22 protein-coding genes are annotated in these 26,072 nt (G+C 69.3%); 14 read left to right on the forward strand and 8 right to left on the reverse strand.

Features of this window, described 5'->3' with window-relative positions:
* The first annotated feature begins 23 nt into the window (after nt 1-23).
* The gene (locus HDA45_RS26580) at nt 24-1,445 is read left to right on the forward strand and encodes an amidohydrolase family protein (protein ID WP_184899749.1); all 1,422 of its coding nucleotides are present in this window, start codon (nt 24-26) and stop codon (nt 1,443-1,445) included.
* A gap of 71 nt (nt 1,446-1,516) precedes the next feature.
* Here the strand turns inward: HDA45_RS26580 and HDA45_RS26585 are convergent, their stop codons facing one another.
* The gene (locus HDA45_RS26585) at nt 1,517-2,140 is read right to left on the reverse strand and encodes a TetR/AcrR family transcriptional regulator (protein ID WP_184899751.1); all 624 of its coding nucleotides are present in this window, start codon (nt 2,138-2,140) and stop codon (nt 1,517-1,519) included.
* Nucleotides 2,141-2,420: 280 nt separating this feature from the next.
* Here HDA45_RS26585 and HDA45_RS26590 point away from each other — a divergent pair, with 280 nt between their 5' ends.
* From HDA45_RS26590 to HDA45_RS26605, 4 genes are all read left to right on the forward strand, one after another.
* On the forward strand, nt 2,421-3,278 hold the full coding sequence (locus HDA45_RS26590; protein WP_184899753.1) for an alpha/beta fold hydrolase: 858 nt from the start codon (nt 2,421-2,423) through the stop codon (nt 3,276-3,278).
* An 81-nt stretch (nt 3,279-3,359) separates the two neighbouring features.
* Nucleotides 3,360-4,523: a DUF3152 domain-containing protein gene (locus tag HDA45_RS26595; protein WP_343072155.1), complete on the forward strand. Its 1,164-nt coding sequence runs from the start codon at nt 3,360-3,362 to the stop codon at nt 4,521-4,523.
* 117 nt (nt 4,524-4,640) lie between these two features.
* Complete coding sequence (gene moeZ, locus HDA45_RS26600) at nt 4,641-5,819, forward strand: adenylyltransferase/sulfurtransferase MoeZ (protein WP_184899755.1); 1,179 nt, start codon at nt 4,641-4,643, stop codon at nt 5,817-5,819.
* 295 nt (nt 5,820-6,114) lie between these two features.
* The gene (locus HDA45_RS26605; protein WP_184899757.1) at nt 6,115-6,912 is read left to right on the forward strand and encodes a TIGR02569 family protein; all 798 of its coding nucleotides are present in this window, start codon (nt 6,115-6,117) and stop codon (nt 6,910-6,912) included.
* 41 nt (nt 6,913-6,953) lie between these two features.
* Here the strand turns inward: HDA45_RS26605 and HDA45_RS26610 are convergent, their stop codons facing one another.
* From HDA45_RS26610 to HDA45_RS26620, 3 genes are read right to left on the reverse strand one after another with little or no spacing between them, the layout of a single operon-like run.
* Nucleotides 6,954-9,188: an FtsX-like permease family protein gene (locus HDA45_RS26610; RefSeq protein ID WP_184899759.1), complete on the reverse strand. Its 2,235-nt coding sequence runs from the start codon at nt 9,186-9,188 to the stop codon at nt 6,954-6,956.
* Nucleotides 9,185-9,865, reverse strand: a complete 681-nt coding sequence (locus tag HDA45_RS26615; protein ID WP_184899761.1) for an ATP-binding cassette domain-containing protein — start codon at nt 9,863-9,865, stop codon at nt 9,185-9,187. The genes HDA45_RS26610 and HDA45_RS26615 overlap by 4 nt, the downstream gene beginning before the upstream one ends.
* A gap of 18 nt (nt 9,866-9,883) precedes the next feature.
* Entirely contained in the window at nt 9,884-10,408 is a 525-nt protein-coding gene (locus tag HDA45_RS26620; protein WP_184899763.1) for a PadR family transcriptional regulator, read from the reverse strand.
* A 202-nt stretch (nt 10,409-10,610) separates the two neighbouring features.
* Between HDA45_RS26620 and HDA45_RS26625 the strand changes: the two genes are divergently transcribed.
* The 6 genes from HDA45_RS26625 to HDA45_RS26650 are packed head-to-tail and all read left to right on the forward strand — an operon-like array spanning nt 10,611 to nt 19,440.
* A complete protein-coding gene (locus HDA45_RS26625; protein ID WP_184899765.1) occupies nt 10,611-12,680 on the forward strand; it encodes a molybdopterin-dependent oxidoreductase in 2,070 nt (689 codons plus the stop codon).
* Entirely contained in the window at nt 12,677-14,104 is a 1,428-nt protein-coding gene (locus HDA45_RS26630; protein WP_184899767.1) for an FAD-dependent oxidoreductase, read from the forward strand. Before HDA45_RS26625 ends, HDA45_RS26630 begins: the two co-directional genes overlap by 4 nt.
* A gap of 29 nt (nt 14,105-14,133) precedes the next feature.
* Nucleotides 14,134-15,492: a nitrate/nitrite transporter gene (locus tag HDA45_RS26635; protein ID WP_184899769.1), complete on the forward strand. Its 1,359-nt coding sequence runs from the start codon at nt 14,134-14,136 to the stop codon at nt 15,490-15,492.
* Nucleotides 15,492-17,996 (forward strand): nitrite reductase large subunit NirB, encoded by a 2,505-nt coding sequence (gene nirB / locus HDA45_RS26640; RefSeq protein ID WP_184899771.1) that lies wholly within the window; start codon nt 15,492-15,494, stop codon nt 17,994-17,996. Before HDA45_RS26635 ends, nirB begins: the two co-directional genes overlap by 1 nt.
* Entirely contained in the window at nt 17,993-18,340 is a 348-nt protein-coding gene (nirD, locus tag HDA45_RS26645) for a nitrite reductase small subunit NirD (protein ID WP_184899773.1), read from the forward strand. The genes nirB and nirD overlap by 4 nt, the downstream gene beginning before the upstream one ends.
* The gene (locus HDA45_RS26650; protein WP_184899775.1) at nt 18,337-19,440 is read left to right on the forward strand and encodes a uroporphyrinogen-III synthase; all 1,104 of its coding nucleotides are present in this window, start codon (nt 18,337-18,339) and stop codon (nt 19,438-19,440) included. The genes nirD and HDA45_RS26650 overlap by 4 nt, the downstream gene beginning before the upstream one ends.
* A gap of 349 nt (nt 19,441-19,789) precedes the next feature.
* Here the strand turns inward: HDA45_RS26650 and HDA45_RS26655 are convergent, their stop codons facing one another.
* Both HDA45_RS26655 and HDA45_RS26660 read right to left on the reverse strand, forming a co-directional pair.
* The gene (locus HDA45_RS26655) at nt 19,790-20,908 is read right to left on the reverse strand and encodes a DNA glycosylase AlkZ-like family protein (RefSeq protein WP_184899778.1); all 1,119 of its coding nucleotides are present in this window, start codon (nt 20,906-20,908) and stop codon (nt 19,790-19,792) included.
* 8 nt (nt 20,909-20,916) lie between these two features.
* Complete coding sequence (locus tag HDA45_RS26660; RefSeq protein WP_184899780.1) at nt 20,917-21,312, reverse strand: DUF3224 domain-containing protein; 396 nt, start codon at nt 21,310-21,312, stop codon at nt 20,917-20,919.
* A 60-nt stretch (nt 21,313-21,372) separates the two neighbouring features.
* On the opposite strand from HDA45_RS26660, the gene HDA45_RS26665 reads away from it, so the two are divergent.
* The 3 genes from HDA45_RS26665 to HDA45_RS26675 are packed head-to-tail and all read left to right on the forward strand — an operon-like array spanning nt 21,373 to nt 24,486.
* Nucleotides 21,373-22,341: a helix-turn-helix transcriptional regulator gene (locus tag HDA45_RS26665; RefSeq protein ID WP_184899782.1), complete on the forward strand. Its 969-nt coding sequence runs from the start codon at nt 21,373-21,375 to the stop codon at nt 22,339-22,341.
* Entirely contained in the window at nt 22,334-23,143 is an 810-nt protein-coding gene (locus HDA45_RS26670; RefSeq protein WP_184899784.1) for a uroporphyrinogen-III synthase, read from the forward strand. Before HDA45_RS26665 ends, HDA45_RS26670 begins: the two co-directional genes overlap by 8 nt.
* A 53-nt stretch (nt 23,144-23,196) precedes the next feature.
* Nucleotides 23,197-24,486, forward strand: coding sequence for a sensor histidine kinase (locus tag HDA45_RS26675; protein WP_184899786.1), 1,290 nt, complete (start codon nt 23,197-23,199; stop codon nt 24,484-24,486).
* A gap of 417 nt (nt 24,487-24,903) precedes the next feature.
* Here the strand turns inward: HDA45_RS26675 and HDA45_RS26680 are convergent, their stop codons facing one another.
* Entirely contained in the window at nt 24,904-25,734 is an 831-nt protein-coding gene (locus tag HDA45_RS26680) for a siderophore-interacting protein (protein ID WP_184899789.1), read from the reverse strand.
* A 14-nt stretch (nt 25,735-25,748) separates the two neighbouring features.
* Nucleotides 25,749-26,072 carry an MGMT family protein gene (locus HDA45_RS26685; RefSeq protein ID WP_184899791.1) on the reverse strand — a complete coding sequence of 108 codons (324 nt, stop codon included), beginning with the start codon at nt 26,070-26,072 and terminating at the stop codon, nt 25,749-25,751.

Here is a 26,072-nt window from a genome sequence, read left to right on the forward strand (position 1 = left end):
TTTTCGACTGGGGAGTTGAAACGATGAAACAACGCGGATCCATCCTGTCCGTCTTCACCCTCACTCTCGCCGTGGCGCTCGGCGCCGCCTTGCTCGTCGGCCTCGGCGGCGAAAACACCCGAGCCGGGAGCGACGCGGAATTCACCGGTGCCGGCCGGGTCGTCATCCGCGACGCCTCGATGGTGCTCACGATGGACCCGAGCCTCGGCGAAGGACCGCTCGGCGCCCTCGCCGACGCCGACGTCGTGCTGGAGGGCACCAAGATCAAACAGGTCGGCAAGGACCTGGAGGCGGGCAACGCCCGGGTCGTCGACGGTCGCGGCAAGATCGTGCTGCCCGGCTTCGTCGACCTGCACAACCACCTGTGGCAGTCGCTCATCCGCGGCTGCGCGGCCGACAAGGAACTCATCGGCTGGCTCGGCAAATGCGTCATCCCGCTGTACCGCGCCCCCGTGACCGACGCGGACGCGTACGCGGGCACGAAGCTCGCGGCCGCCGACGTCGTCTCGACCGGCATCACCACGGTCACCGACTGGTCGCACGCGTTCAACACCGACTTCGCCAAGGGCGGCCTCCGCGCGCTCGGAGAGTCGAAACTGCGGTTCCTCTACTCCTACAACGGGACCACCGATCCCGCGCTGCAGAACGAGATCCGCCGCGTGAAGCGCGAGGTCATCGACCCGAACCCGTTGGCCCGCCTGCAGATCGGCACGCATCCGTCCACGGGGAACTTCCCGAGTGTCGACGCTTCGGAGAAGCTCGCGCGCGAACTCGGCGTCTCGCTGAACGTCCACCTGCTCGAAGCGAAGGCCGATCTGACCGCGGGCCAGATGGACGCCCTCCGGCGGGCGAACGCGCTGCACCCAGGGTTGGTGGCGAACCACGTCATCCAGACCACCGACGCCGACCTCGACGAACTCGCGGCCGCGGGTGTCAGCGTGGCGCACAACCCGCTGTCGAACATGCGGCTCGCGTCGGGCGTGATCCGGCTGCCGGAGATGAAGAAGCGGAACATGAAGGTCGGGCTCGGTCTCGACGGCGGCACCAACGACACGAGCGACATGTTCAACGTGATGCGCGCGGCCGTCGGCCTCCAGCGGGCGATCGCGACGGATCCGGCGGTCTATCCGACCACGGCCGACGTCCTGCGCATGGCGACCCTCGGCGGCGCGGAAGCGCTCGGGATGGACAAGGAGATCGGCTCGCTGACGCCGGGCAAGAGGGCGGATCTGCAGCTGGTCGACGCTCAGGCGGTCAACTTCGCGCCGAAGGTCGACTGGGTGAACCAGCTGGTCTTCAACACCCAGCCCGCGAACGTCTCATGGGTCTTCGTCGACGGACGCGCTCTCAAGCGCGAAGGCCGCGTTGTCGGTCTCGACACCGCGAAGGTCGTCGCCGACGCTCAGGCCGCCGCGGACCGGATCAAGAAGCTGCTGCCCCAGTAACCCCACGCGTTTAGTCCTCTCGATGCGGTCCTTGCGCGTGCAAGTACCGCATCGAGAGGACGAAACGCGGGTCAGTGCTGCAGCGGGAAACCACCGCCGATGCCCCGCCACGCGAGGTTGGCGGTGAGCGCGACGGCCTCTTCCTTGCTCATCGACTTGTGGTGCGCCAGCCAGAACCGGGCGCTGACCTGCGAGAGACCCACGAGGCCGACGGCGAGGAGCCGCGCCTTGTCCTCGTCGAGGCCCGCGTCGGCGGTGATGGTCTCGGTGATCGCGTCGACGCTGGCCGACGTCGCGCGGTCCACCGCCTCCTGCACGGCGGGCTCGCCGCGCAGATCGGACTCGAAGACCATGCGGAACGCGCCGGCGTCGTTGTCGACGAAGTCGAAGAACGCGCCGACGGTCGCCGGGACGCGCTGCTTGTTGTCCGTCGTGGAGTCGAGCGCCTCCTTGACCCGCCTGACCAATTCGTCGACGTGGCTCTCCAGCAGCGCGATGTAGAGATCGAGCTTGCCGGGGAAGTGCTGGTAGAGGACCGGCTTGCTGACCCCGGCCTCTTCGGCGATCTCGTCCATCGCGGCGGCGTGGTAGCCGTTCGCGGCGAACACCCGCTGCGCGGCGGCCAGCAGCTGGGCGCGGCGTTCCGTTCTGGGCAGGCGGACGCCCCGGGCCTGCAGTCGCGCCATTTCTGTCATCGTTCCTCCAGTTCGAGGCACTCGTCTCCGCCGAGAACGCATCAGCGCAGTCGAGCGGGCTCCGCGGGCGGGGTCACCGCCGCGTGAAGTGAACCCGAGATTACTCGCCGGTACGGCCGGACCGCCAAGGGTCGGGCATCCTGGTGCTGTGTCGTCTCCAGTTTCCCGTGCCGCCCGGGACCGTCCGCCGCTGACCCACGTGCCGCTGTCACGCAGGTCATTGCCGTCGCTGGACCCCGCGCCGCCACCTTGGCCCGGTGAAACAATAGGTGTCGGCGGGGTGAAATTACACATCCGCCGGACACCGGGCGGCCCCGGGACGGCGGTGTACGTCCACGGGCTCGGCGGCTCGTCCACGAACTGGACCGACCTCGCCACGCTCCTGGCGCCCCAAGCGAGCGGCACCTCGGTCGATTTGCCGGGTTTCGGCTATTCGGAACCGCCTGACGGCTTCAGCTTCAGCCTCGACGCGCACGCCGAGATCGTCGCGAGCCATATCGAGAGCCTCGAAGCCGGCCCAGTGCACCTGCTCGGCAACTCGATGGGCGGCGCTGTCGCGCTGCTCGTCGCGGCCCGCCGTCCGGAGTTGGTGAAGACGCTGACGCTGATCTCGCCCGCGATGCCGGATCTTCGTCCCAGCATGAAGCGGCTGTCCGATCCGCGGATGGCGTTCGCGTACCTGCCGCTGGTCGGCCCGCGGGTGCGCCGTCAGCTGGCCGCGCTCGGCCCGCGGGAACGCGCCATGCAGGTCATCAAGCTGTGCTTCGCCGATCCAGGCCGCTTCGCCGAAAGCAGGCTGGACGAACTCGAGGAGGAGCACAGCGCCCGTGCCGCTTTCGCCTGGGCCGCCCCGGCGCTGGCCCGCAGCACGTTCGGCATCTTCCGGACGTGGTCCGCGCGCGGACCCGCGTCGCTGTGGGCCGTCGCGCCGACGGTCGCCACGCCGACACTCGTCGTCTGGGGTCAGCACGACCGGGTGATCTCCGTCCGGCGCGCGGAACGCACCGCTCGGCTGATTCCGCACGCCCGGTTGCTCGTTCTCCCTCGAACCGGCCATGTGGCGCAGATGGAACGCCCGAATGTCGTAGCGAAGGCCGTTTTGGGGATGTGGGAATCGGTCGAATCGGGCGCCTGGTAGTCCATTCGGGTGGGCGGGACACGCCGCACCATGCGCCGGTCGCTCACAACATCACAGTTCGGTTATGGCACCCTGGTGCCCGTGGATCGGGTTAAGCAAGGCGCGCAGGGCGAAGGTCGGCGGTCTCAGTACTCCGCACCCGCCCGCCGTTCGCCACGCGCCCAGCCCCGGACCTCGGACGTTCCGCGCACCGGCCAGTACCGGCCGTCGCCGCCGCCGTCGCAGCGGCTCGACGAAGATCGCTACCGCCCGGGCGGCCGCCGGACCAGCGCCCAGCCGCTCAGCGCGTCCTGGAAGCCGCACGAGCCCGGCGCCAAGACGGGCAAGCGCAAGAGCAAGGGCGGCATCGGCCACTTCGCCAAGACCTACGGCTGGCGCGTGTACGCGCTGCCGATCCTCGTGGTGATCACCGCGCTGGTCGTGTTCAACACCGCCACCGGCCCGGCCGAGCCGATCGCCTCCGACGGGACGAGCCTCGCTTCGGCCGACGGTTCGGGTGGTGACGGCGGCGAGACCGGTGCCGGTGTCGACGGGGGTGGCGACGTCCTCCCGGAGAACCCGGCCAAACCGGTCGACCTCAAGATCCCGACCGCCGACCTGCCCAAGGGCGAGCCTTTCACCGAGTCCGGCAAGGGCACCTATCACGCCGTGCCGGGCAAGGGCGAAAAGGTGGGCACGGGGCAGCTGTACACCTACACGGTCGAGGTCGAGGACGGCATCGATCCGGCCAGCTACGGCGGTGACGACAGCTTCGCCACGATGGTGGAGGGCACCCTGTCCAATCCCAAGAGCTGGACGTGGGACGGCAAGAAGGCGCTCCAGCGCGTGGACGCGAGTTTCCCGAACCCGAGCTTCCGGGTGAGCCTCACCACACCGAACACGACGCATCGCGCGGACGTCTGCATGTTCCAGATCACCTACGAGACGTCGTGCTACCGCTCGAGCTTCGACAAGCGCGTGGTGATCAACCTCGCCCGCTGGGTGCGGGGGGCGATGGCCTTCGAGAGCGACATGGTCGGGTATCGCCAGTACGCCATCAACCACGAGGTCGGGCACGCCCTGGGCGGAAAGCACGTGGGCTGCAAGGTGAACGGCGGGATCGCGCCGGTCATGATGCAGCAGACGTTCGGCGTCTCCAACGACTTCGTGGCGCAGCTGAACAATCTCCCCGGCGGTGACCGCGGCCGGGTGCCCGCGGACGGCCTCGTCTGCAAGCCGGGTTCCTGGCCGAATCAGACACCTTAGTCTCGCTGTCCCATCTGCTGGAATTTCCCAGGATATGAAACAGGGGAAGTCGTTTCCGCCTGTCGGTGTTGTAGATACTGGGATGCGACCCGCGATCCACGCGAGATGGAGGACCCGATGTCAGGCACGCTGCCGCCGCTCGTCGAGCCGGCCGCCGAGCTCACCAAGGAAGAGGTGGCCCGGTACAGCCGTCACCTGATCATCCCGGACGTCGGGGTGACCGGGCAGAAGCGGTTGAAGAACGCCAAGGTGCTGGTCATCGGCGCCGGTGGCCTCGGTAGCCCCGCGCTGCTGTACCTCGCCGCGGCCGGGGTCGGCACGCTCGGCATCGTCGACTTCGACGAGGTCGACGAATCGAATCTGCACCGCCAGGTCATCCACGGCCAGTCCGATATCGGCAAGCTCAAGGCCGCGTCGGCGCAGGAGTCGATCGCCGAGATCAACCCCTTCGTGAAGGTGCACCTGCACACCGACAGGCTCGAGTCGTCGAACGCGCTGGAGCTGTTCGAGCAGTACGACCTGATCCTCGACGGCACCGACAACTTCGCCACGCGATACCTGGTCAACGACGCCGCCGTGCTCACCGGCAAGCCCTACGTGTGGGGCTCGATCTACCGGTTCGAGGGACAGGCGAGCGTGTTCTGGGAGGACGCGCCGAACGGCAAGGGCCTCAACTACCGCGACCTCTACCCCGAGCCGCCGCCGCCCGGCATGGTCCCGTCGTGCGCCGAGGGTGGCGTGCTGGGCGTGCTGTGCGCGTCGATCGGCTCGATCATGGTCAACGAGGCGATCAAGCTCATCACCGGCATCGGTGAGCCGCTGCTGGGCAGGCTCGTCAGCTACGACGCGCTGGAGATGAAGTATCGCGAGGTCAAGATCCGCAAGGATCCGGAGACCCCGAAGATCACCGAACTCATCGACTACGAAGCGTTCTGCGGTGTCGTGTCCGACGAGGCCGCTTCGGCCGCCGCCGGCAGCACGATCACTCCGGCCGAGCTCAAGGCCAAGTTCGACAACGGCGACAAGTTCGCCCTCATCGACGTCCGCGAGCCGCATGAGTACGAGATCGTCAACATCAAGGGCGCGACGCTGATCCCGAAGGACCGGATTCTCTCGGGCGAGGCGCTGGCGGAACTGCCGCAGGACAAGCCGATCGTGCTGCACTGCAAGTCGGGCGCGCGTTCGGCGGAGGCGCTCGCGGCGCTGCATCAGGCCGGGTTCAAGGACGCGACGCACCTCGGTGGCGGCGTACTGGCTTGGGCGCGGCAGATCGACCAGAGCCTGCCGACCTACTGAGGTTTGCCGCCGCTGACCAGCGGAAAGAGAGCAAGGGACCTTTGCTGTCGTCAGTTAGTGCGCTAACGAACGCTAGCAAAGGTCCCTTGCTCTCTTACGACGATGGCGATCCGTGAAGGCCTCCTTGAGGGACCCAGAGTCCCTCAAGGAGGCCTTCACGGACTTGCCCCAGGCACATCGGGCGGCAACGGTGGAAGAACGGCAGGTCAGGAGTGATCCTGTCTTGAGTATCGCTACTCGATGACCAGCGCGTCTTCTCGTTCGTGGAACGGCTCACGAGGTAACGTCCCGTGCCGTGCGTGCCACCCTAGAAAGCCCTCCGGAACACGTCTGTTCGGCGTTCGGCGGACGTGACGGTGACGCGGAGCCGATGCCCGGCACCGGCGCCTGGCGCTACGCCGATCTCGTGCTGAAGCCGGTCGTGGACAAGTCGCGGACCCTGTGGACGGCCCGGGCGCTGGAAGCCGTGGACGAGCCCGGGCTGCGGGTCGCGAAGCCGGTCCGGTCCAGTGACGGCCGGTGGGTGGTCGGCGGCTGGTCGGCGAACCGGTTCGTGTCCGGTACGGCCGAGCACCGGTACGACGAGGTCGTGCACACGGCGGTCAAGCTGCACCGCGCGACGGCGGGGTTGCCGCGGCCGGACTTCCTGGGGCGGCGCACCGACATCGAGGCCTTGGCCGACAAACTCGCGTGGGGCGAGGCGGACATGTCCCTCGACGAGAACAAGGGCGGCCGCTGGTTCGAGGTGCTGGCCGGTTCCCGAAGACCGGTCAACCTGCCGGACCAGGTCGTGCACGGCGAACTTCTCGCCGGTGTGCTGTTCGACGCCGACGAGGCGCCCGGCATCGTCGATTTCGTGCCGTACTACCGGCCGGGTGAATGGGGTGCCGCGATCGTCGCGGTCGACGCGCTGGCCTGGGGCGGCGCCACCATCGATCTGCTCGAACGCTGGGCGCATCTCCCGCAATGGCCCCAGCTTCTCCTGCGGGCCGTCCTCTTCCGCCTGGCCGCCAACGCCCTCGACCCGCGGTCGACGCGAGCGGCTCACGACGGCCTCCGCGCCGCCGCCCGCGACGTCAGCGCCGTGCTGTGAATCCGTGAAGGCCCCCTGAGAAGGAGGCCTTCACGGACGGCTCACTCGGCGCGAAGGCTTTCCGTCTTCGCCGCCGAGCGCACGAGCGGCCACGTCGACGCCGTCACCAGCAGCACCACCGCGATCGTCGCCGCGGCGAGCACCCCGACCGCGGCCCAGTCGACGTACAGCGCCTTCCAGAACATCCGCTTGCCCACCGCGGCGATGCCGATCCCGATCCCCGTCGCGATCACGATCCCCAGCAGCAGCGGAATCCCGTTCTGCCACAGCAAGGACCGCAGGATCACGCGCACCGGGACGCCGGTGGCGGACAGCGCGCCGAGGGCCCGCCGCCGCTCCCGGACCTGCTCCTGGGCGAGCACGAGCAGGCACACCCCGGCCAGCAGCAGGACGAACAGCGCGCCACCGAGCAGGATGTTCCGCGCGTCCCCGATCCTCTGGGCCTCGTCGGTGATCCGCTTCTGGTTGTACGCCGTCACGGACGCCTGCCAGCCGAACGGGGCGACCGAGTTCCGCACCAGTTCGACGAAGTCCGGGTTCGCGGTCCCGTCACGCAGGCTCACCGAGATCGAGGCGGCGGACAGGTCGACGCCCGTCATCGCGGCCGGTGTCGCGAGCACGTGCACCCCGAGATATCCGGCGATTCCCGACGGCTTCGGGGCGAGTGTCCGAGGCGTGACCGGAACGGTCCAGGACTGTTGCCGCTTGGCCATGTCGGTGAGCGTCACCGACTGTCCTTTGTGGAACGACGGGGCCTCGGCGAACACGTCGCCGTCGTGGCAGCCCGTCGCCCCCGTCGACGCTTCGATCGTGGGGCAGTCGGCGACACCGAACGAGACGAGAGCACCGCTCAGGTCGAAGTACATCGAGCGCATGGACTGAAAGTCGGCCGAACCCGGTACCGCTCGCGCCGCGGCCACCGCCTGATCGGCCATCGGGCCCTCCGCGTGGACGATCATCCGGCCTGCCATCGTGTCCTGGTACCCGCCCTGCTCCACCGCCTGGCCCGCCATCAGGCTCTGCAACCCGATCGCCCCGGCGAGCACCATGCAGACGCCCGCGACCACCCGCGACGGGGTCCCACTGTCGCTCTGCAGACGGCGGATCGCGAGCTGGAACGACGGCGGCCCGCCCTTGATCCGGGACACGGCGCGTTCCAGCAGCCATGGCAGCATCGCCGGGATCCCGAGCATCAGCAGTACCGCCCCGGCGATCGGCGCCGCGCGGCCCAGCTCGCTCGCCATACCGAAATTCGGTACCACCAAGGCGATTCCCACGAGGATCGGTAGCGGTCGCCACCACAACCGGCGCTTCGGCGGCGCGGTCTCGCGGACGACGCCGAGCGGTTCGACGATCGTGTGCCGCTGGGCGAACCACGCCGTCACCACGGCCAGCGCGGGGACGACGAGCACGATCAGCACCACCAGCGGCCACGACGGTGTGAGGTCCTTCGGGTAGAGCCCGAAGCGGAGCACCTGGAAGTTCGTCACGGCGCCGCGGAAGAGCAGGAACAACGCGGCGCCGACGACGAGCCCGGCCGCGGCGCTCACGAGCGATTCCGCCGCGGTGATCCGGCGCAGCTGCCGGGCGGACGAGCCCGCCAGCCGCACCGCGGCGAGCCGCCGGTCCCGGGCGGCGCCGCCGAGCCGGGAGATCGTCCCGATGAAGATGAACACCGGCGTGAGCAGGACGAAGAGCCCGATCAGCAGGAGCATCAGGATCCCGTTTTCGAGCACGTCGTGGTAGGCGGGTTCGGCGCCGAACCCGTAGATCGTGGTTCCGTTCTGCATGGTGTCCGTGCCGACGTAGGCGATCAGGTCGTTCGGATTGAGCGTGGTCCCCGCCGCGATGAGCCCGGCGGGCTTGCCTGGCAGACGAGGTCGCAGCAGGCCGCTCGTGTCGGACGCGACGAGTTCGTCCAGCTTCGGCGAGAGGAAGACCTCACCCGGCGACGGCAGCCGGTCCACACCCGGTGGGAGCGGCGAATTCGGGCCGGTCGGCCGCAGATGGACGAGCGCGATCGCCTGACCGCGGAAGTCGGTCGTCGTCGAGTTGTAGAACAGCGGGGCGACGTCAGGGATCGGTTCGCTCCGCACGTACGAGTCGAACGCCCGCTGGTCCCGGTTCTCCTTGATGGTGCCCGCGGAGGCGCCGATCAGCAGGATCGCCACCGCGAGCCCGATTCCCGCGGCGCTCAGGACGAGCCTGACGATCGAGCCCCGGCCGCCCCCGACGGCCAGCCGGAACCCCAGCAACAGGTCTTCGCGCCCGGTCATCGGGTCACCACCGGTTCACGAGTCCGGCCGTCACGCACGATGATCTCCCGGTCCGAGTAGGCGGCCACCCGCGGTTCGTGGGTGACCAGGACGATGGCGGCGTTCGTCTGCTTCGCCGTCTCGGAAAGCAGGCGCATGACGAGCTCGCCGCTGAGCGTGTCCAGCGCGCCCGTGGGTTCGTCGGCGAAGATCACCGACGGTTCGGTGATCAGCGCCCTGGCCATGGCGACCCGCTGGCTCTGCCCGCCCGACACCTGGCCGGGCAAGCTGTCGTCGGAGTCGCCGACTTCCAGCCGGTCGAGCCAGTCGCGCGCGAGCCGCTCGGCGGGACGGCGCTTGATGCCGCCCAAACGCAGTGGCAGCGCGACGTTCTCCAGACAGGTCAGCTCCGGCACGAGCTGCCCGAACTGGAAGACGAAGCCGAACTCGGTACGTCGCAAGGCACTGCGTTCGGCGTCGGACATGCTCGCGAGCTCGCGGCCGCGGTACAGCACCTGTCCTCTGTCGGGCCGCACGATGCCGGAAAGGCAGTGCAGCAGCGTCGACTTCCCCGAGCCCGACGGACCCATGATCGCGACGATCTCGCCGGCTTCGAGTGTCAGCCCGGCCCCGGCCAGCGCCTGATCGGGGCCGAAAGCCTTGTGCAGGCCCAAGCCTTGTAACAACGGTGTTTCCACTTAGTGGTCCCCAGGGTTTCAGCGCGCCAGCTGGCGCGCGAGATCGTCGAGGCGGGCGGCGGTGAGCTCCAGCCACCGCAGGTCCGCCTCCAGGTGGAACAGCGCGTGATCGCAGATGAGCTGGTCGGCGAGGTCGCCGCCGGTTTTGCGGGCGGTGAGCTCGCGCATGGCGCGGAGGTGGGAGCCGCGCTGGGCGTCGAGCAGATCGTGGGCGCCCCGGCCGGACAGGATCGCGAGCACGACCTTGGTGTAGAGCGTGTTCTGCAGGTAAACCGAGGGATTTTCCGGACTTTTCAGCCATTCTTCGACGTTGGTGACGCCGGCTTCGGTGATCGCGTACCGCTTCCGGTCCGGGCCGCCGCCCGCTTCGACGCCGTTCTCCTCGACGAGACCGTTCTTCAGGAGCCGGTTCAGCGTCGAGTAGACCTGCCCGTAGTGCAGTGGGCGGTCCTGGCGGAACTGCTTGTCGTAGAGCTGTTTGAGGTCGTAACCGTGCTTGGGGCCGGCTTCGAGCAGGCCGAGCAGGGTGTTCCCGATGGACATGCGGGCGACTATACACAGTGTGTATACGCACCGTCTATACACGCGGTTTATAGCTGCTGAAGGGCCCCTTCAGTCCCCGCTCCACCTCACGGTGTGACGTCCGTCGGCCGGGGGCAATGTCAAACGCCTGAAACATTCAGGAGTTTCCAGGTAACACGGCCTACCTACCTTCAAGCGCAATCGACGCCTGGAGGAGGTGCCCGTGCCGCTCGCCGCTCCCGCCCGAACCGCGGTGGACACGCACTGCCCGTACTGCGCCCTGCAGTGCGGGATGAGCCTCGACGGCGCCCGGGTCACCCCGCGCGACTTCCCGGTCAACGCCGGCGGCCTGTGTCAGAAGGGGTGGACGTCGGGGGAGCTACTCACCTCGCCTTCCCGGCTGACGACTCCGTTGATCAGGGTCGACGGCGAACTCCGGCCCGCGAGCTGGGAGCAGGCGCTCGACCTGGTCGCGCGGCGGCTCACCGAAATCCGCGCGGCCAAGGGCGCCGACTCGGTCGCCGTCTTCGGTGGCGGCGGGCTCACCAACGAAAAGGCCTATCTGCTGGGGAAGTTCGCGCGGGTCGCGCTGGGCACCTCGCAGATCGACTACAACGGCCGGTTCTGCATGTCTTCCGCGGCCGCCGCCGGGATCAAGGCGTTCGGCGCCGACCGCGGGATGCCGTTCCCGGTCACGGATCTCGCCGACGCCGACGCCGTCCTGCTGATCGGCGCGAACCCGGCCGAGACGATGCCGCCGTTCACCCAGCATCTCAAGCGCGCGGACCTGATCGTCGTCGACCCTCGCCGCACCCCGACCGCCGAACTCGCCGGACTGCACCTCGCGCCTCCGCCCGGCACCGATCTCGCGCTCGCGCAGGGGATCCTGCACGCCGTCGTCGCCGACGGCCTGCTCGACCAGTCCTATGTGGACGCACGCACGAACGGCTTCGAGGAACTGTGGCGCTCGGTCGCGGCGTGGTGGCCGGAGCGCGTCGAGCAGATCACCGGGGTCTCGGCCGCGGATCAGCGTCGCGTCGCCGCCAAACTCGCCTCGGCCCGCAACGCCTACGTCCTCACCGCACGCGGCACGGAACAGCACGCCAACGGCACGGCGATGGTCAACGCCTGGATCAATCTTTCGCTCGCGCTCGGCCTGCCGGGGCGCAAGGGGTCCGGATTCGGCTGCCTGACCGGCCAGGGCAATGGGCAAGGCGGCCGCGAGCACGGGCAGAAGGCCGACCAGCTGCCCGGCTACCGCAAGATCGACGACCCCGCCGCCCGCGAGTACGTCGCCGGAGTCTGGGGTGTGCCGACGGAATCCCTGCCGGGGCCGGGCCGTTCGGCCGTCGAGCTGCTGGAGGCGCTCGGCACCGACGACGGGCCGAGCGCGCTGATGGTGTTCGGCAGCAACCTCGTCGTTTCGTCGCCCGGGGCGGGGAAGATCCAGGAAAAAGTGTCCTCTTTGGACTTCCTGGTGGTCTCGGACCTCGTCCTTTCGGAGACCGCGGCAATGGCCGACGTCGTCCTGCCGGTCACCCAGTGGGCCGAAGAGGACGGCACGATGACCAATCTCGAGGGCCGTGTCCTGCTGCGGCGCAAGGCCATCGACCCGCCGTCCGGCGTGAAGACCGATCTGTACGTGCTCTCTGAACTCGCCCGGCGGCTCGGCCAGCCCGACGGCCGGTTCCCCACCGACGCGGAGACCGTCTTCACCGAGCTTCGCCGCGCGTCCAAAGGTGGTGTCGCCGACTACTCGGGCATCACCTACGAAAGGCTCCGTGACGGCGAGGCCCTGTACTGGCCCGTTCCGGCGGAAACGCATCCCGGCACACCGCGGATGTTCCTCGGCTCCTTCGCTCATCCGGACGGCCGCGCGCGGTTCGTGCCGGTGGACCACGTCGGCCCGGCCGAGGTGCCCGACGCCGAATTCCCCTTGCAGGCCACCACCGGCCGGGTCCTGCAGCACTACCAGTCCGGGGCGCAGACCCGGCTGGTGAAGGAGCTGAACGACGTCGTGGCGGAGGCCTTCGTGGAAGTTCATCCCGACACCGCCGCCCGGGCGGGGCTGGCCGAGGGCGACCTCGCGGTCGTGCGGTCCCGGCGCGGGGAGACCGTCGCCCGGGTCCGTTGCGTGTCGTCGCTGCGCCCGGACCTGGTGTTCCTGCCGTTCCACTTCCCCGGCGAGGGCCGGGCGAACCTGCTGACCAATCCGGCGCTCGACCCGACGAGCCGGATGCCCGAGTTCAAGGTGTGCGCGGTCGCGCTCGCCCCGGCCGAGGTCGTCGCGTGAGCCCCCGCTCGGTGGTCATCGCCGGTTACGGGATGGCGGGCGCCCGGCTGGCCGACGACATCCGCCGCCGCGATCCCGACGGCGAACGGGTCCGGCTCACCGTCGTCGGCGCGGAGACGCACGCCGCCTACAACCGGGTGCTGCTGTCTTCGGTGGTCGCCGGGACCATGCGGCCCGAGGTCGTCCGGCTCCATGACGACGAGTGGCCGACCCGCACCGGGGCCGATCTGCGCCGAGGGGTCGCCGCGACGGCGATCGACCGCGCGGCACGGCGGGTGCACCTCGACGACGGGTCCACTGTGGACTACGACGCGCTCGTGCTCGCCACCGGCGCCAACCCGTGGATGCCGCCGGTCGAAGGGCTCGAAGCCGGGCCGGACGTGGTCGCGTTCCGCACGCTCGACGACTGCGCCCGCATCCTCGACGCCGCCAAACTGGGTGCCCCGGTCGCCGTGCTCGGCGGCGGGTTGCTCGGCCTGGAGGCGGCGCGAGGCCTTGCCGGACGCGGAAATCTCGTCACCGTCGTGCATCCGATGCCGCACATCATGGAACGGCAGCTGGACGCGGAATCCGCGCGGGTGCTGACCAGGAAGCTCGAAGAACTCGGCGTCGACTTCCGGCTCGGTGTCGGAGCCGCGCGCTACGTGAGCGGCGACGGGCTCAAACTCGACGACGGCACGCACGTGCCCGCCGACCTCATCGTCGTCTCGACCGGTGTCCGCGCCGAGACGAAACTGGCCGTGGACGCCGGGCTGGCCGTCGACGGCGGCATCGTCGTCGACGATCTCCTGCGCACCAGCGACGGCCGGATCCACGCGATCGGCGACTGCGCCCGGCATCCCGGCGCTTTCGGCGGGCTCGTGCAACCCGCGTGGGAACAGGCCGCCGTCGTCGCGGATCTGGTCACCGGGACGAAATCCGCGTCACGTTATCGCGGCACCCAGGCGGTGACGCGGCTGAAGGCCCGCGGCATCGACCTCACCGCGCTCGGCGAGACGATGACCGGCGCGGACGACCCGACCGCCGAGGTGCTCACGTTCAGCGACCCGGCGGGCTGCCGCTACGGCAAGCTCGTCGTCCGCGAGAACCGGGTGGCGGGCGCGATCCTGCTCGGGCTGCCCGACGCGGCCGCGACGATCACGCAACTCTACGACCGGGGCACGCCAGTGCCCGAAGACCGGCTGGCTGTCCTTTTAGGACGCTCGTTGCCCGCCGGGGCGCCGTCGGCGTCGAGCCCGGCCGATCTGCCCGCTTCGGCGGTCATCTGCCGCTGCAACGCGGTGACCAAGGGGCGGCTCGTCGAGGCCTGGCGTGCCGGTGCCACCGACGTTCCCGCCCTCGCCGGGGCGACCCGCGCGACCACCGGCTGCGGTGGCTGCAAGGACGCCGTCGGCGGGGTCGCGAAATGGCTGGCCGCGCAGTGAACCCGAACGCATTCACCAAGGAGGACCTCATGCACGCTCGTGGCAAGCGCTGGATCGAGCACTGGGATCCGGAAGACGAGCGGTTCTGGGAGGAGACCGGGAAGAAGATCGCCCGGCGGAACCTCTGGTTCTCCGTCCTGGCCGAACACATCGGCTTCTCCGTCTGGACACTGTGGTCGGTCATGGTCCTGTTCATGGGACCGCAGTACGGTTTCTCGGCCGCGGACAAGTTCCTGCTCGTCTCGACCCCGACCGTGGTCGGCGCGCTCATGCGGCCCCTGTACACCTTCGCCGTCGCGAGGTTCGGCGGCCGGAACTGGACGATCGTCAGCGCGTTGCTGCTGTTGGCGCCCACCGCGCTGGCCGCGATCGCGATGGAACCGGGCACCGCACTCGGCACGTTCCTGCTGATCGCCGCGCTCGGTGGGGTCGGTGGCGGGAACTTCGCGTCTTCGATGACGAACATCAACGCGTTCTATCCCGAGAAGCACAAGGGCTGGGCGCTCGGGCTCAACGCGGGCGGCGGGAACCTCGGTGTGGCGGCGATCCAGCTGATCGGCCTGCTGGTGATCGGTACCGTCGGCGCGGCCGCGCCCCGGCTGGTGCTCGCGATCTATCTCCCGCTGATCATCATCGCCGCGACGTGCGCGTACTTCTTCATGGACAACCTCGCCTCGATGAAGGGCGACACCAAGGCGATGCGCGAGGTCGTCAAGGATCCGCACACCTGGGTGATGTCGTTCCTCTACGTCGGCACGTTCGGTTCGTTCATCGGCTACAGCTTCGCCTTCGGCCTGGTGCTGCAGAACCAGTTCGGCCGCACGCCGCTGCAGGCGGCCGCGGTGACTTTCCTCGGCCCGTTGCTCGGCTCCTTCTCCCGTCCGACGGGCGGCTGGCTGGCCGACCGGATCGGCGGCGGCAAGGTCACCTTCGTGACGTTCGTCGGGATGGCCGCGGCGACCGTCGTGCTGATCCTGGCTTCGACGTCGAACTCGCTGGCGCTGTTCACCGTCGCGTTCATCGTGTTGTTCGTGCTCACCGGGATCGGCAACGGCTCGACGTACAAGATGATCCCGGCGATCTTCCGGGCCAAGGCGAAGGTCGCGATCAGCGAGGGCGCGGACGAGGCGCTCGAAATGCTCAAGGCGCGCAGGCTTTCCGGTGCGCTGATCGGGCTGGCCGGGGCGATCGGCGCGCTCGGCGGGCTGTTCATCAACCTGGCCTTCCGGCAGTCCTTCGCGGACACCAAGAGCGGGGTGCCGGCGTTCATCGCCTTCCTCGTCTTCTACGGCCTGTGCTTCACCGTCACCTGGGCGGTGTACCTGCGCAAACAGCAGACGGAGGTGGCGAGCACCCGAGGTCTGGCGCTCGCCGGAGCGGAGGTCTGATGCGGAAACTCGTCGTCGCGGGACACGGTATGGTCGCGCACCGGCTCGTGGAGGCCGTGCGCGCGGAGGACAAGACCGGCGAATGGCAGGTCGTGGTGCTCGCCGAGGAGGCGCGCCCCGCCTACGACCGGGTCGCGCTGACGTCCTATGTGGACACTTGGGATCCGGCGTCGCTGGCGTTGGAAGGCGCCGACTACGCCGGGGACGAGCAGGTCGAGCTGCGGCTCGGCGACGCGGTGGCCTCGGTGGACCGGGAGCGCAAGGTCGTCGTCACCGAATCCGGGTACGAGCAGCCGTATGACGCGCTCGTCCTCGCGACCGGTTCGCGGCCGTTCGTCCCGCCGGTGCCGGGGCACGATCTTCCCGGCTGTTTCGTCTACCGGACGATCGAGGATCTCGACGCCATCCGGGAAGCCGCTCAGCGGCCCGGCCGCGGTCGCCGGTCCGCGGTCGTCATCGGTGGTGGGCTCCTCGGTCTGGAGGCCGCGAAGGCGTTGCGGGACATGGGTCTCTCGCCGCATGTGGTCGAGATGGCGCCGCGCCTGATGCCGCTTCAGGTCGACGAGGGCGGCGGCGGTCTGCTGCGGCGCCTGATCACCGAGCTCGACGTGACCGTCCACACAGGAACGTCGACCGACGCCATCGAGCCGGACGGCTCTCGCTACATCGCGAAGCTGGGCAACGGAACCGAGCTGGACGTCGACCTGGTCGTGTTCTCCGCCGGGATCCGGCCGCGTGACGACCTCGCGCGTTCGTCCGGGCTGGAGGTCGGCGCGCGGGGCGGCATCCTGGTCGACGACTCCTGCCGGACGTCGGATCCGGCGGTGTACGCGATCGGCGAATGCGCGGCCGTGGACGGCAAGATGTACGGCATCGTCGCGCCCGGCTACGCGATGGCGGAGATCGTCGCGGCGCGGCTGACCGGCGGCGAGGGCACGTTCCCCGAGCCGGACATGTCGACGAAACTCAAGCTCATGGGTGTCGACGTCGCCAGCTTCGGCGACGCGCACGCGGCGACCGAGGGTGCGCTGGAGGTCGCGTTCAACGACGCCGTCGCCGGGACCTACAAGAAACTCGTGATCTCGGACGACTCGAAGACGCTGCTCGGCGGGGTGCTGGTCGGCGACGCGAGCGAGTTCAACACGTTGCGCGCGATGGTCGGCGGGCCGTTGCCCGCCGAGCCGGGCGCGATCCTCGCCCCGGCCGGTGGCGGGGCGGCGGTGGGTGTCGACGCGCTGCCCGACGCCGCGCAGATCTGTTCGTGCAACGCGGTGTCCAAGGGCGCCATCACGCATGCGATCACCGAGCAGGGTTGCGATTCGGTCGCCAAGATCAAGGGCTGCACGCGGGCGGGTACGGCTTGCGGATCGTGTGTCCCGCTGCTGGGCAAGCTGCTGACGGCTTGCGGCGTCGAGCAGTCGAAGGCGCTGTGCGAGCACTTCGGCCAGTCGCGCGCGGAGCTGTTCCAGATCCTGCAGGCCACGCGGATCAGCACGTTCAGCGAGATGATCGATCGCTACGGCAGCGGAACCGGCTGCGCCCTCTGCAAACCGGCGATCGCGTCGATCCTGGCCACGCTGGGCAACGGGCACATCCTCGCCGGCGAGCAGGCGACGCTGCAGGACACCAACGACAAGTTCCTGGCGAACCTCCAGCGCAACGGGACCTACTCGGTGGTGCCGCGGATCCCCGGTGGCGAGGTCACCCCGGAGAAGCTCATGGTGATCGCGCAGGTGGCGATGGATTTCGGGCTGTACACCAAGATCACCGGCGGGCAGCGGATCGACCTGTTCGGCGCGACCGTCGACCAGCTCCCGCTGATCTGGCGGCGGCTCGTCGACGCCGGGTTCGAGTCGGGGCACGCGTACGGGAAGTCGTTGCGCACGGTGAAGTCCTGTGTCGGTTCGACGTGGTGCCGCTACGGCGTGCAGGACAGCGTCGGACTCGCGATCGAACTCGAACTGCGCTACCGCGGCCTGCGCTCGCCGCACAAGCTGAAGTCCGCGGTCTCCGGCTGCGCGCGGGAATGCGCCGAGGCGCGGAGCAAGGACTTCGGGATCATCGCGACCGACAAGGGCTGGAACCTCTACGTCGGCGGGAACGGCGGCGCGACCCCGCGGCACGCCGATCTGCTGGTGTCCGAAGTGGACACCGAGACGCTGATCCGCACGATCGACCGGTTCCTGATGTTCTACGTCCGCACGGCCGACCGGTTGCAGCGCACCGCGCCGTGGGTCGAGGAGATGGACGGCGGTCTCGATCATCTGCGCGCGGTCATCGTCGACGACAAGCTCGGTATCTGCGAGGACCTCGACGCGGCGATGGCCAAACACGTCGGCGACTACGCCGACGAATGGCGCGGGGTGCTGGAAGATCCCGAGAAGCTGGCGAAGTTCAGCTCGTTCGTCAACGCGCCGGGCACGCCGGATCCGACGATCTCGTTCCGCACCGAACGTGACCAGAAGGTGCCCGTACTGCTGGGCATCCCGGAGGTGAAACAGTGACGACTTCGATCGAGCGCACCTGGACCGCCGTCTGCGCGGCGGGCGCCGTCCCCGAATGGTCCGGTGTCGCCGCCCTGCTCGACGACGGGAGCCAGGTGGCGATCTTCCGGCTGCCCGGCGACCGGTGGTACGCACTGTCCAATATGGACCCGATCAGCGGTGCGGCGGTGCTTTCGCGCGGGATCGTCGGCGATGCCGGCGGTGTCCCGGTGGTGGCTTCGCCGGTGTACAAGGAACGGTTCGACCTGCGGACCGGCGCCTGTCTGGACGTCGAGGGGGTCTCGGTGGACGCATACGGAGTGCGGGTTTCCGGGGGTGTGGTGGAGGTCGAGGCTTCACCGTGACAGAAGTCCCTCCCCTGGCGGGATTCGTCATCGGCATCACGGCGGCGCGACGGGCTGACGAGCTCGGCGCGCTGTTCGTGCGTAAGGGTGCGACCGTGCGGTACGGCCCGGCGATCCGGATCGTGCCGCTCGCCGACGACACCGAACTGCGGGCGGCCACCATGCGCCTGCTTCAGGACCGGGTCGACGCCGTCGTCGCGACGACCGGGATCGGCTTCCGCGGCTGGATCGAGGCGGCCGAGGACTGGGGCGTGGGGGAGGAACTGCTGGCCGGTCTCGGGCGGTCTTCGCTGCTCGCGCGCGGCCCGAAGGCCAAGGGTGCGATCCGCGCGGCCGGACTCTCGGAGGACTACTCGCCCGCCTCGGAGAGCAACGCCGAGGTGCTGCGGCATCTGCTCGAATCCGGTGTGGACGGTCAGCGGATCGCGGTGCAGCTGCACGGTGAACCGCTTCCGTACTTTGTGGACAGTCTTCGCGCGGCGGGCGCCGACGTGATCGAGGTGCCGGTGTACCGCTGGGTCGGCCCGGCAGACCCCGGCCCGCTGGACCGGCTGCTGGACGCCGTCCTCGATGGCTCGGTGCACGCTCTGCCGTTCACCAGCGCGCCCGCAGCCGCGTCCATGCTGGCGATGGCGAGGCGGACCGGGCGGCTGCCGGGAATCGTCCAGGCACTGGAAAAGCGGGTCGTGGTGGCCTGCGTCGGGCCGATCACCGCGGGGCCGTTGGCCGCGCTCGGGATCCCGACGGTGCAGCCGGCGCGCTCGCGGATCGGGGCCTTGGCGCGGACGGTGTCCGACGAGCTCGGAGCTCGCTCGTCGCGACTGACGGCTGGCGGGCGGAGCATCGAACTGCGCGGGCAGGCGGCGGTGGTCGACGGGCAGTGGTGTGACATCGCGCCCGCGCCGATGGCCCTGCTGCGGGCGTTGGCGGAGTCGCCGGGGCGGGTGTTCTCGCGGCGGGAGCTGATCTCCGCGTTGCCCGACGGCGGCGAAGAGCACGCCGTCGAAACCGCCATCGGGCGTCTGCGGAGCTCCCTGGGCGCCCCGAAACTCGTCCAGACGGTGGTGAAACGGGGCTACCGCCTGGCCGTCGACCCATGATCTTTCCGCGTTCAGAGGACTAAACGCGTGGGGGTGTGCCGGCCGGTGAGCGTGCCGCACATGTCGCGAAAGCCACTTTCGGGACGTCTGATGTCCCGAAAGTGGCTTTCGCGACACCCGAGATGGCGGTGAGGCGTGCCGAGGGGGGCGGGCTCCGGGCGGAGACGCACCTGCGCGTTGCGAAAGCCACTTTCGCAACGTTCAAGGTTGCGAAAGTGGCTTTCGCAACGCCTTCCCAAGGAGCACACGCCGCGGCAGGCACCGGCCAGGATGCCTCGCCCCGCATTTAGTCCTCTGGATGCGGTCCTTGCGCGTGCAACTACCGCATCCAGAGGACTAAACGCGGGGGTTAGGAGAAGGTGACGCGGTGGTCGGGGAACTCCCGTGCCGCGGCGACGCGGGCGGCCTCCTCCTCAGCCGCCTTCCGTACGGCCGGGCGGAGCGCGTCGAACGGGGTGACGGTGAGGTCGAGCCGCTTCTTCCCGCTCGCCTTGGCCCGCCAGACCCCGGCGATCTCGCCGTCCGCCAGCAGCGCGCCGGGACTCCCGAGGATCTTCCAGACCTCCTTCTGCCTGGCCTTGTCCGGCACCAGCACGGCACGGTCGCGCGCCTGGACGAACGGGTCCAGCGGCGGCAGCAGGCGGACCACGTCCGGCTCCGGCGGGTTCTCCAGCGACGGCACCCGGTCTTTCGGCAGGAAGGCCTTCTTGCCGTCGATCCGGACCTCGACCAGGTCTTCCGGCCACATCGCGTCGACACCGGTGCGGGTCGTCCCGACGTAGGTCGCGGTGTCACCGGGGGTGGCCGGACCGTTGATCCGCAGGTACCCCTCGACGACGCGCGTGGCCGCTTTGGCGTCCGGCTTGGTTTTGAGCCTGCCGCGCTGTTCCAGCGGTGCCAACGTCGCCGGTGTCGCGCCCGGTTCCAGCCGGACCCCGGCGTGGATCGACGCGACCCGCATCAACTGTTCGTAGATGTGCACGACACCGCAGCCGCGGCAGGCGTACGAGAGACCGTCGGGGATGAGTTTCGTGATCGCGCCGCTCACCGTGCCCTTGGTCTGCACGCCGGTGACGACCTCGCGGATCGCCTTCGCCGCGGTGAACAGCGCGTCCGTCGCGGACATACCGGCGTCCTCGACCTGCTTGCGCTGCCAGAGGACGCGAGCCATCGCGTCCTTCTCGTCGAGCGGCACGAGCGCCGCCCTGATCGCGTCCAGTTCCGCGCGACGGTGGAAATGCGGGGCGCCGCGATGCGTCCAGGCGAGGACGAAGCGCTCGTCGTCCCAGACCCCGGGCGTGATGTCGCCGTCGATCCGGGCCGCGAGTCCCAGCAAGGCGGTGTCGCGCACGGAATCCTGCAGGCCGAGGTCGAACACGGCCGCCGCGGCCGGATCCGTCTCCTCGCGGTGCAGCCCGTGCGCCGCGATCCGGTACGCCAGCACCTGCTCGCGATCGACCTCGAGCACTGATCCTCCTAAAGCGAGTATTCGAGCGTGTACGACATCGTCGGCTCACCGAGGACGCCCGTGGTGGTACCGGACCCGGTGATCCCGGCGAGTTCACCCGTTCCGGAGCCTTCGACGACCTTGAACGTCGACGAGAAGCCCTTCGCGTCGAAACCGCAGTCGTGCTTGATCACGAAGCTTCCCTTACGCCCGTCCACACTGCCCTCGAAACGCTCGAAGCCCGCGGCCGTCGTGCCTTCGCCGTCGTAGCCCTCACCCGCGTAGTACAGCAGGTAGTCGAGAATCGACTCGCCTTCGATCAACCCGTTGTAGCCGAACGTGGCGTGCGCGTGGGCCACTCGCGGGCCGCCGTCGGCGCCGCTGACGATGGCTTCTTCCCAGTTCTTCACGGCGAAAGTGTTCATGGGTTCACCCTGTCAGCGATACCTGTCAGGTTGTGTCAGGTTTTCGGGGATACTGGAGTCATGCGCGCGAGCAGACTCCTGTCGGTCCTCCTCCTGCTGCAGAATCGCGGCCGGATGACGGCCGAGGAGCTGGCGGCGGAGCTGGAGGTTTCGGTCCGGACGGTCTACCGCGACGTCGAGGCGCTGTCCGCGGCCGGCGTGCCGGTGTACGCCGATCGCGGGCGTACGGGCGGCTATCAGCTGGTCGACGGCTATCGCACGCGGCTGACCGGGCTGACCGAGGAGGAGGCGCAATCGCTTTCGCTGGCTGGCCTGCCGGGGGCGGCCGCCGAACTCGGGCTGGGCACGGTGCTCGCCGCCGCGCAGCTCAAACTGCACGCGGCCATGCCCGCGGAGCTGCGTGCCGGGGCGAGCAAGGTATCCGACCGGTTCTACCTGGACGTCCCTGGCTGGCATCGCGGGATCGAGAGCCTGCCGCGACTGTCCGAACTGGCCGACGCGGTCTGGCACGCGCGGCGGATCAAGGTCCGGTACGAACGCTGGGGGCAGCGGAAGGTCGATCGTGTCCTCGACCCGCTGGGCCTGATCCTCAAGGCGGGGAACTGGTATCTCGCGGCGCGGTGCGACGGGACCGATCGCACGTACCGGGTCTCCCGGATCGAAGAGCTCGACGATCTCGGCGAGACCTTCGAGCGGCCGTCCGACTTCGATCTCGCGCGCTATTGGCACGAGTGGTCGGAGCAGTTCGAAAAACGCATGTACTCGCGGATGGCGGTGGTCCGCTTGAACGAGTTCGCCCGCATACTGCTGCCGTTCTATCTCGGGGCCGTCGGAGCGCGCGCGTTGCGGGAAGCGGATGCCGAGCCGGACGAGGACGGCTGGCTGACGATGGACCTGCTCGTCGAGCCGGGAGAATCGGCCGTCGGCGAACTACTGCGGTTCGGCGGGAACCTCGAAGTACTCGAACCGCCGGAGCTGCGCGAGCGGCTGGCGGAGGAGATCAGGAAGATGGGCGCGCGTTATGGCTGACCTGGACGGCATCACGATCGGGATCACCGCGGAGCGGCGGGCCGAAGACTTCATCGCCGCGCTGGAACGGAACGGCGCGACCGTGCTGCACGCGCCCACCATCCGCATCGTCCCGCTGCCCGACGACACCGAACTCCGGGCGGCGACGGACGCCGTGCTGGCCGAACCGGTCGGGTTCACCGCGGTCACCACCGGCGCCGGATTCCGCGGCTGGCTTTCGGCGGCCGAAGGCTGGGGGCTGCGCGAACCGCTGCTGGACCGGCTGGCGGCGTCACGGATCTTCGTGCGCGGGCCGAAAGCGGCAGGCGCGGTGCGCGGCGAGGGGTTGCGCGAGGAGTTCTCCGCGCCGGAGGAGAGCAACGCCGGACTGTTCGAGGGCCTGCGCGACGCCGGAGTGCGCGGGGCGCGGGTCGCCGTCCAGCTGCACGGCACCCTGCTGCCCGAACTCACCGGGCTGCTGCGGGATTCCGGCGCGGATGTCGTCCAGGCACAGCCGTATCGCTGGCTTTCGCCCGCGGACGTCGAACCGGTGCACGATCTCGTCGAAAGTGTGATCGCCGGGCGGGTGGCCGCGCTCGCGTTCACTTCCGCCCCCGCGGCGGCGAATCTTCTGGCGCTCGCGGGGTCGCGCCGGGAGGACCTTCTCGCCGAACTACGTGGTCCAGTCCTTTGTGCCTGCGTCGGACCGGTGACCGCGGCGCCGCTGGAAGCCGCCGGAGTCCCGACCGTCCAGCCCGAACGGCAGCGGCTCGGCGCCTTGGTGAAACTTCTCGTCGCGGAACTGCGCATTCGGCCGTCTTGACGCGGCTAATCCGCTTTGCCAGGCTCGACACCGGACGCACGGGAGGGCGGCGGATGTCCGGGTCGGAATCGGTCACCTTCGTTCGAGCCATGTTGCGAAAGGGATCCTCGGTGCTGGGCGCGAGCCCCGCCGACGAAGCACCCGACCCCGATTCCGTTCCCGACTGGCGCTACCGCGAAGACGCGGGCGATTCGCTGCTCATGCGCGCGATCCGCTACTCCGCGCTCGGCCCGATCTTCTATCGCGTGGCCGCGTTTCCCAAGGTATACCTGGGTTTCCTGGTCGCGAACGGGTCGGCGGGGATCGTCCCGGTGCTGAGTACGACGATCTTGGCGGTGCTGCTCAACGTCATCGCGGTCTGGTGGGTGGTGCGGGGACGCGGGATCCGGGCGAAGACCTCCGGGCTGCTGATGTACGCGGATCTCGCGGTGGGCGTGGTGCTCACGACGATCGTCGCCGTGGCCGCGCCCACCGAGATCCAGCCGTTCGCCATCGACGTCGCGTGGACGTGGATGGTCGGGACGGTGGCGCTGTGGACGCTGTCGTTCGGGCTGCCCGCCGCTTTCCTGCTGCTGATCGCGGCCCTGCCGTTCCGGGCGTTCCTGACCTGGATCGGCGGGCTCCCGATCGACCATCCGCTCGCGGTGAGCCGGTCGGTGGGCTGCATGATCGCGCTGGTCGTGGCGATGGTGACCACGGCGGGGATCCTGATCCTGCTCGGCGTCGGGACCCGGTTCGCGCTGGGGATCGGGATGCGCCGAGGGCAACGTGCCGAACGCCTGCGGACGCAGCGGGTCATGCACGACTCCGTGCTCCAGACTTTGGAAGCGATGGGCCTGGAGGCGCCGGACGACGATTCCGCGGCCGCGGAACGCCTCGCGGAAATGCGCGCGACGGCGCGGGCGCAGGCCGTCGAACTGCGGCGCGAACTGACCGGCCCGGACGCGCCGTCGACACGCGGCCTCGCGGCGGACCTCGCCGAGGTCGCCACCGAAATGGCGCGCGACGGCCTTCGCACCCAGCTCGTCGCGGCCGAGACCGAAGAGGACTACCGCCTCTCGCACGCGCGCCGGACCGCCATCCGCGACGCCGTCCGCGAAGCACTCCGAAACACTGTGAAGCACGCCGGGACGAAACAGGTCGTGCTTCGCGTCGAAGAGCGCGAAGGCGGCATCGCGGTCATCGCGCGGGATCAGGGAACCGGCTTCAGCATGCTGGACCGGCCGCCGGGCTTCGGGATCAGCCAGTCGATCATGGCGCGGCTGACGGAGGTCGGCGGGCGGGGGACGATCGATTCGCATCCGGGGCGGGGGACCCGGGTGACGCTGTGGGTGCCGCACTGACGCTTTCTGGTCGTCCCTCAAGTCCGTGAAGGCCTCCTTAGCGGGCTTGTGTTTGCTGACCTGCTGGTGTGTGTGGGTTCGGGTGTGGAGGATTTGGGACGTTGAACGTCCCAAATCCTCCACCGTCGATCCCCGAACAGATCGAGCCACCAGCTACACGCAGGTAAACCAATGAAGGTCTCCTTCACTACCTTCAGGGTAGGTTAAGGAGGCCTTCACGGACCGCTCGAACCGAGGGCGACAGCAAGGGACCTTTGCTATCGCCTGCCTACGCAAGTGATAGCAAAGGTCCCTTGCTCTCTTGCGCCGGTCCGGCGGGCCGAGCGGGACGTTGCGAAAGCCACTTTCGCAACCTTCAAGGTTGCGAAAGTGGCTTTCGCAACGTCGACGGCTGCGCGCAGAGGGGCTCGAGGGCGGTCAGTCTTCCTCAGCGGGGACTTCGCCGCTCTCGATCTGACGCATGGCTTCGCGGCTGGCGGCCTCTTCGCTCAGCCCCTGTCGCCAGTACCCGGTGAAGCAGATCGCCCGCTTGTCGACGCCGCGCTCCCGCACGAGGTGCCGCCGCGTCAGCTTCACCATGTTCGCCTCGCCCGAAATCCACGCGTACGGCGTCCCGCCCGGCAGTTCCGCCTTCCGCACGGCCTCCAGCACGGCGTCACCCACCGGGCTACCCGGCTCCCGCACCACCCAGTGCAGTTCCACCGTCCCCCGCGTTTCGAAGACCTGCCGGTCTTCGCGGTCGCCGATCTCGACGTAGACCAGCGCCCGTGTCCCGGCGGGCAGCGCCTCCACGATCGCGCCGATCGCCGGGATCGCGGTCTCGTCGCCGATCAGCAGTTGCCAGGTCGTCCCCTCGGGCACGTCGTAGAGCCCGTGCGGCCCGAGGAGGGCGACCTTGTCGCCCTCCGAAACACGCGAAGCCCACGCGGAGGCGGGGCCTTCGTCGCCGTGCAGCACGAAGTCGATGTCGACCTCCTGCACCGACGGACGCAGCGCGCGCACGGTGTACGTGCGCATCGACGGCCGGACGTCGTCCGGCATCGCGAGGTACGTCCGGTACCAGGACAGCACTTCGTCACCGCCCAGCGGCGGGGGCAGGACGGGCTCCGCCTGGCCGGGCTGCGGGAAGAACACCTTCAGGTACTGGTCGGGCGCATGGTCGTCCAGCGTCGCACCGGAGAAGGTCACCCTGCTCATATGCGGGGTGAGCCGCCGGACGCCGGTCACCTTCGCCTCGATGTAACTCATTAGGCGAGGCTAACCTAAAAGAGAGCGCCGGGGCCAGCGTCGTCGTCGGGATCACGTCGCCACCGGTATTTTCGCAGGTCGACGCGCTGGCCATCGGGCAAGACGCCCTCCTCGCGCAGCCGTTGCAGCTGTTCGTCGAGCAGATGCGGGGCCGGTGTCCCGTCGGCGCGCAGAATGCGGTGCCAAGGCAGATCGTGGCCGTCCTCACTGAGGACCCGCCCGATCAACCGCGGTGACGGAGCTCCCGAAACCGACGCTATATCCCCATAAGTCGCGACCGAGCCGGCGGGCACGCTCGCGATGACCTCGCGCACCCGCTCGTGCAGTTCGTCATCCAT

The sequence above is a fragment of the Amycolatopsis umgeniensis genome, assembly GCF_014205155.1.
Taxonomy (GTDB): Bacteria; Actinomycetota; Actinomycetes; order Mycobacteriales; family Pseudonocardiaceae; genus Amycolatopsis; species Amycolatopsis umgeniensis.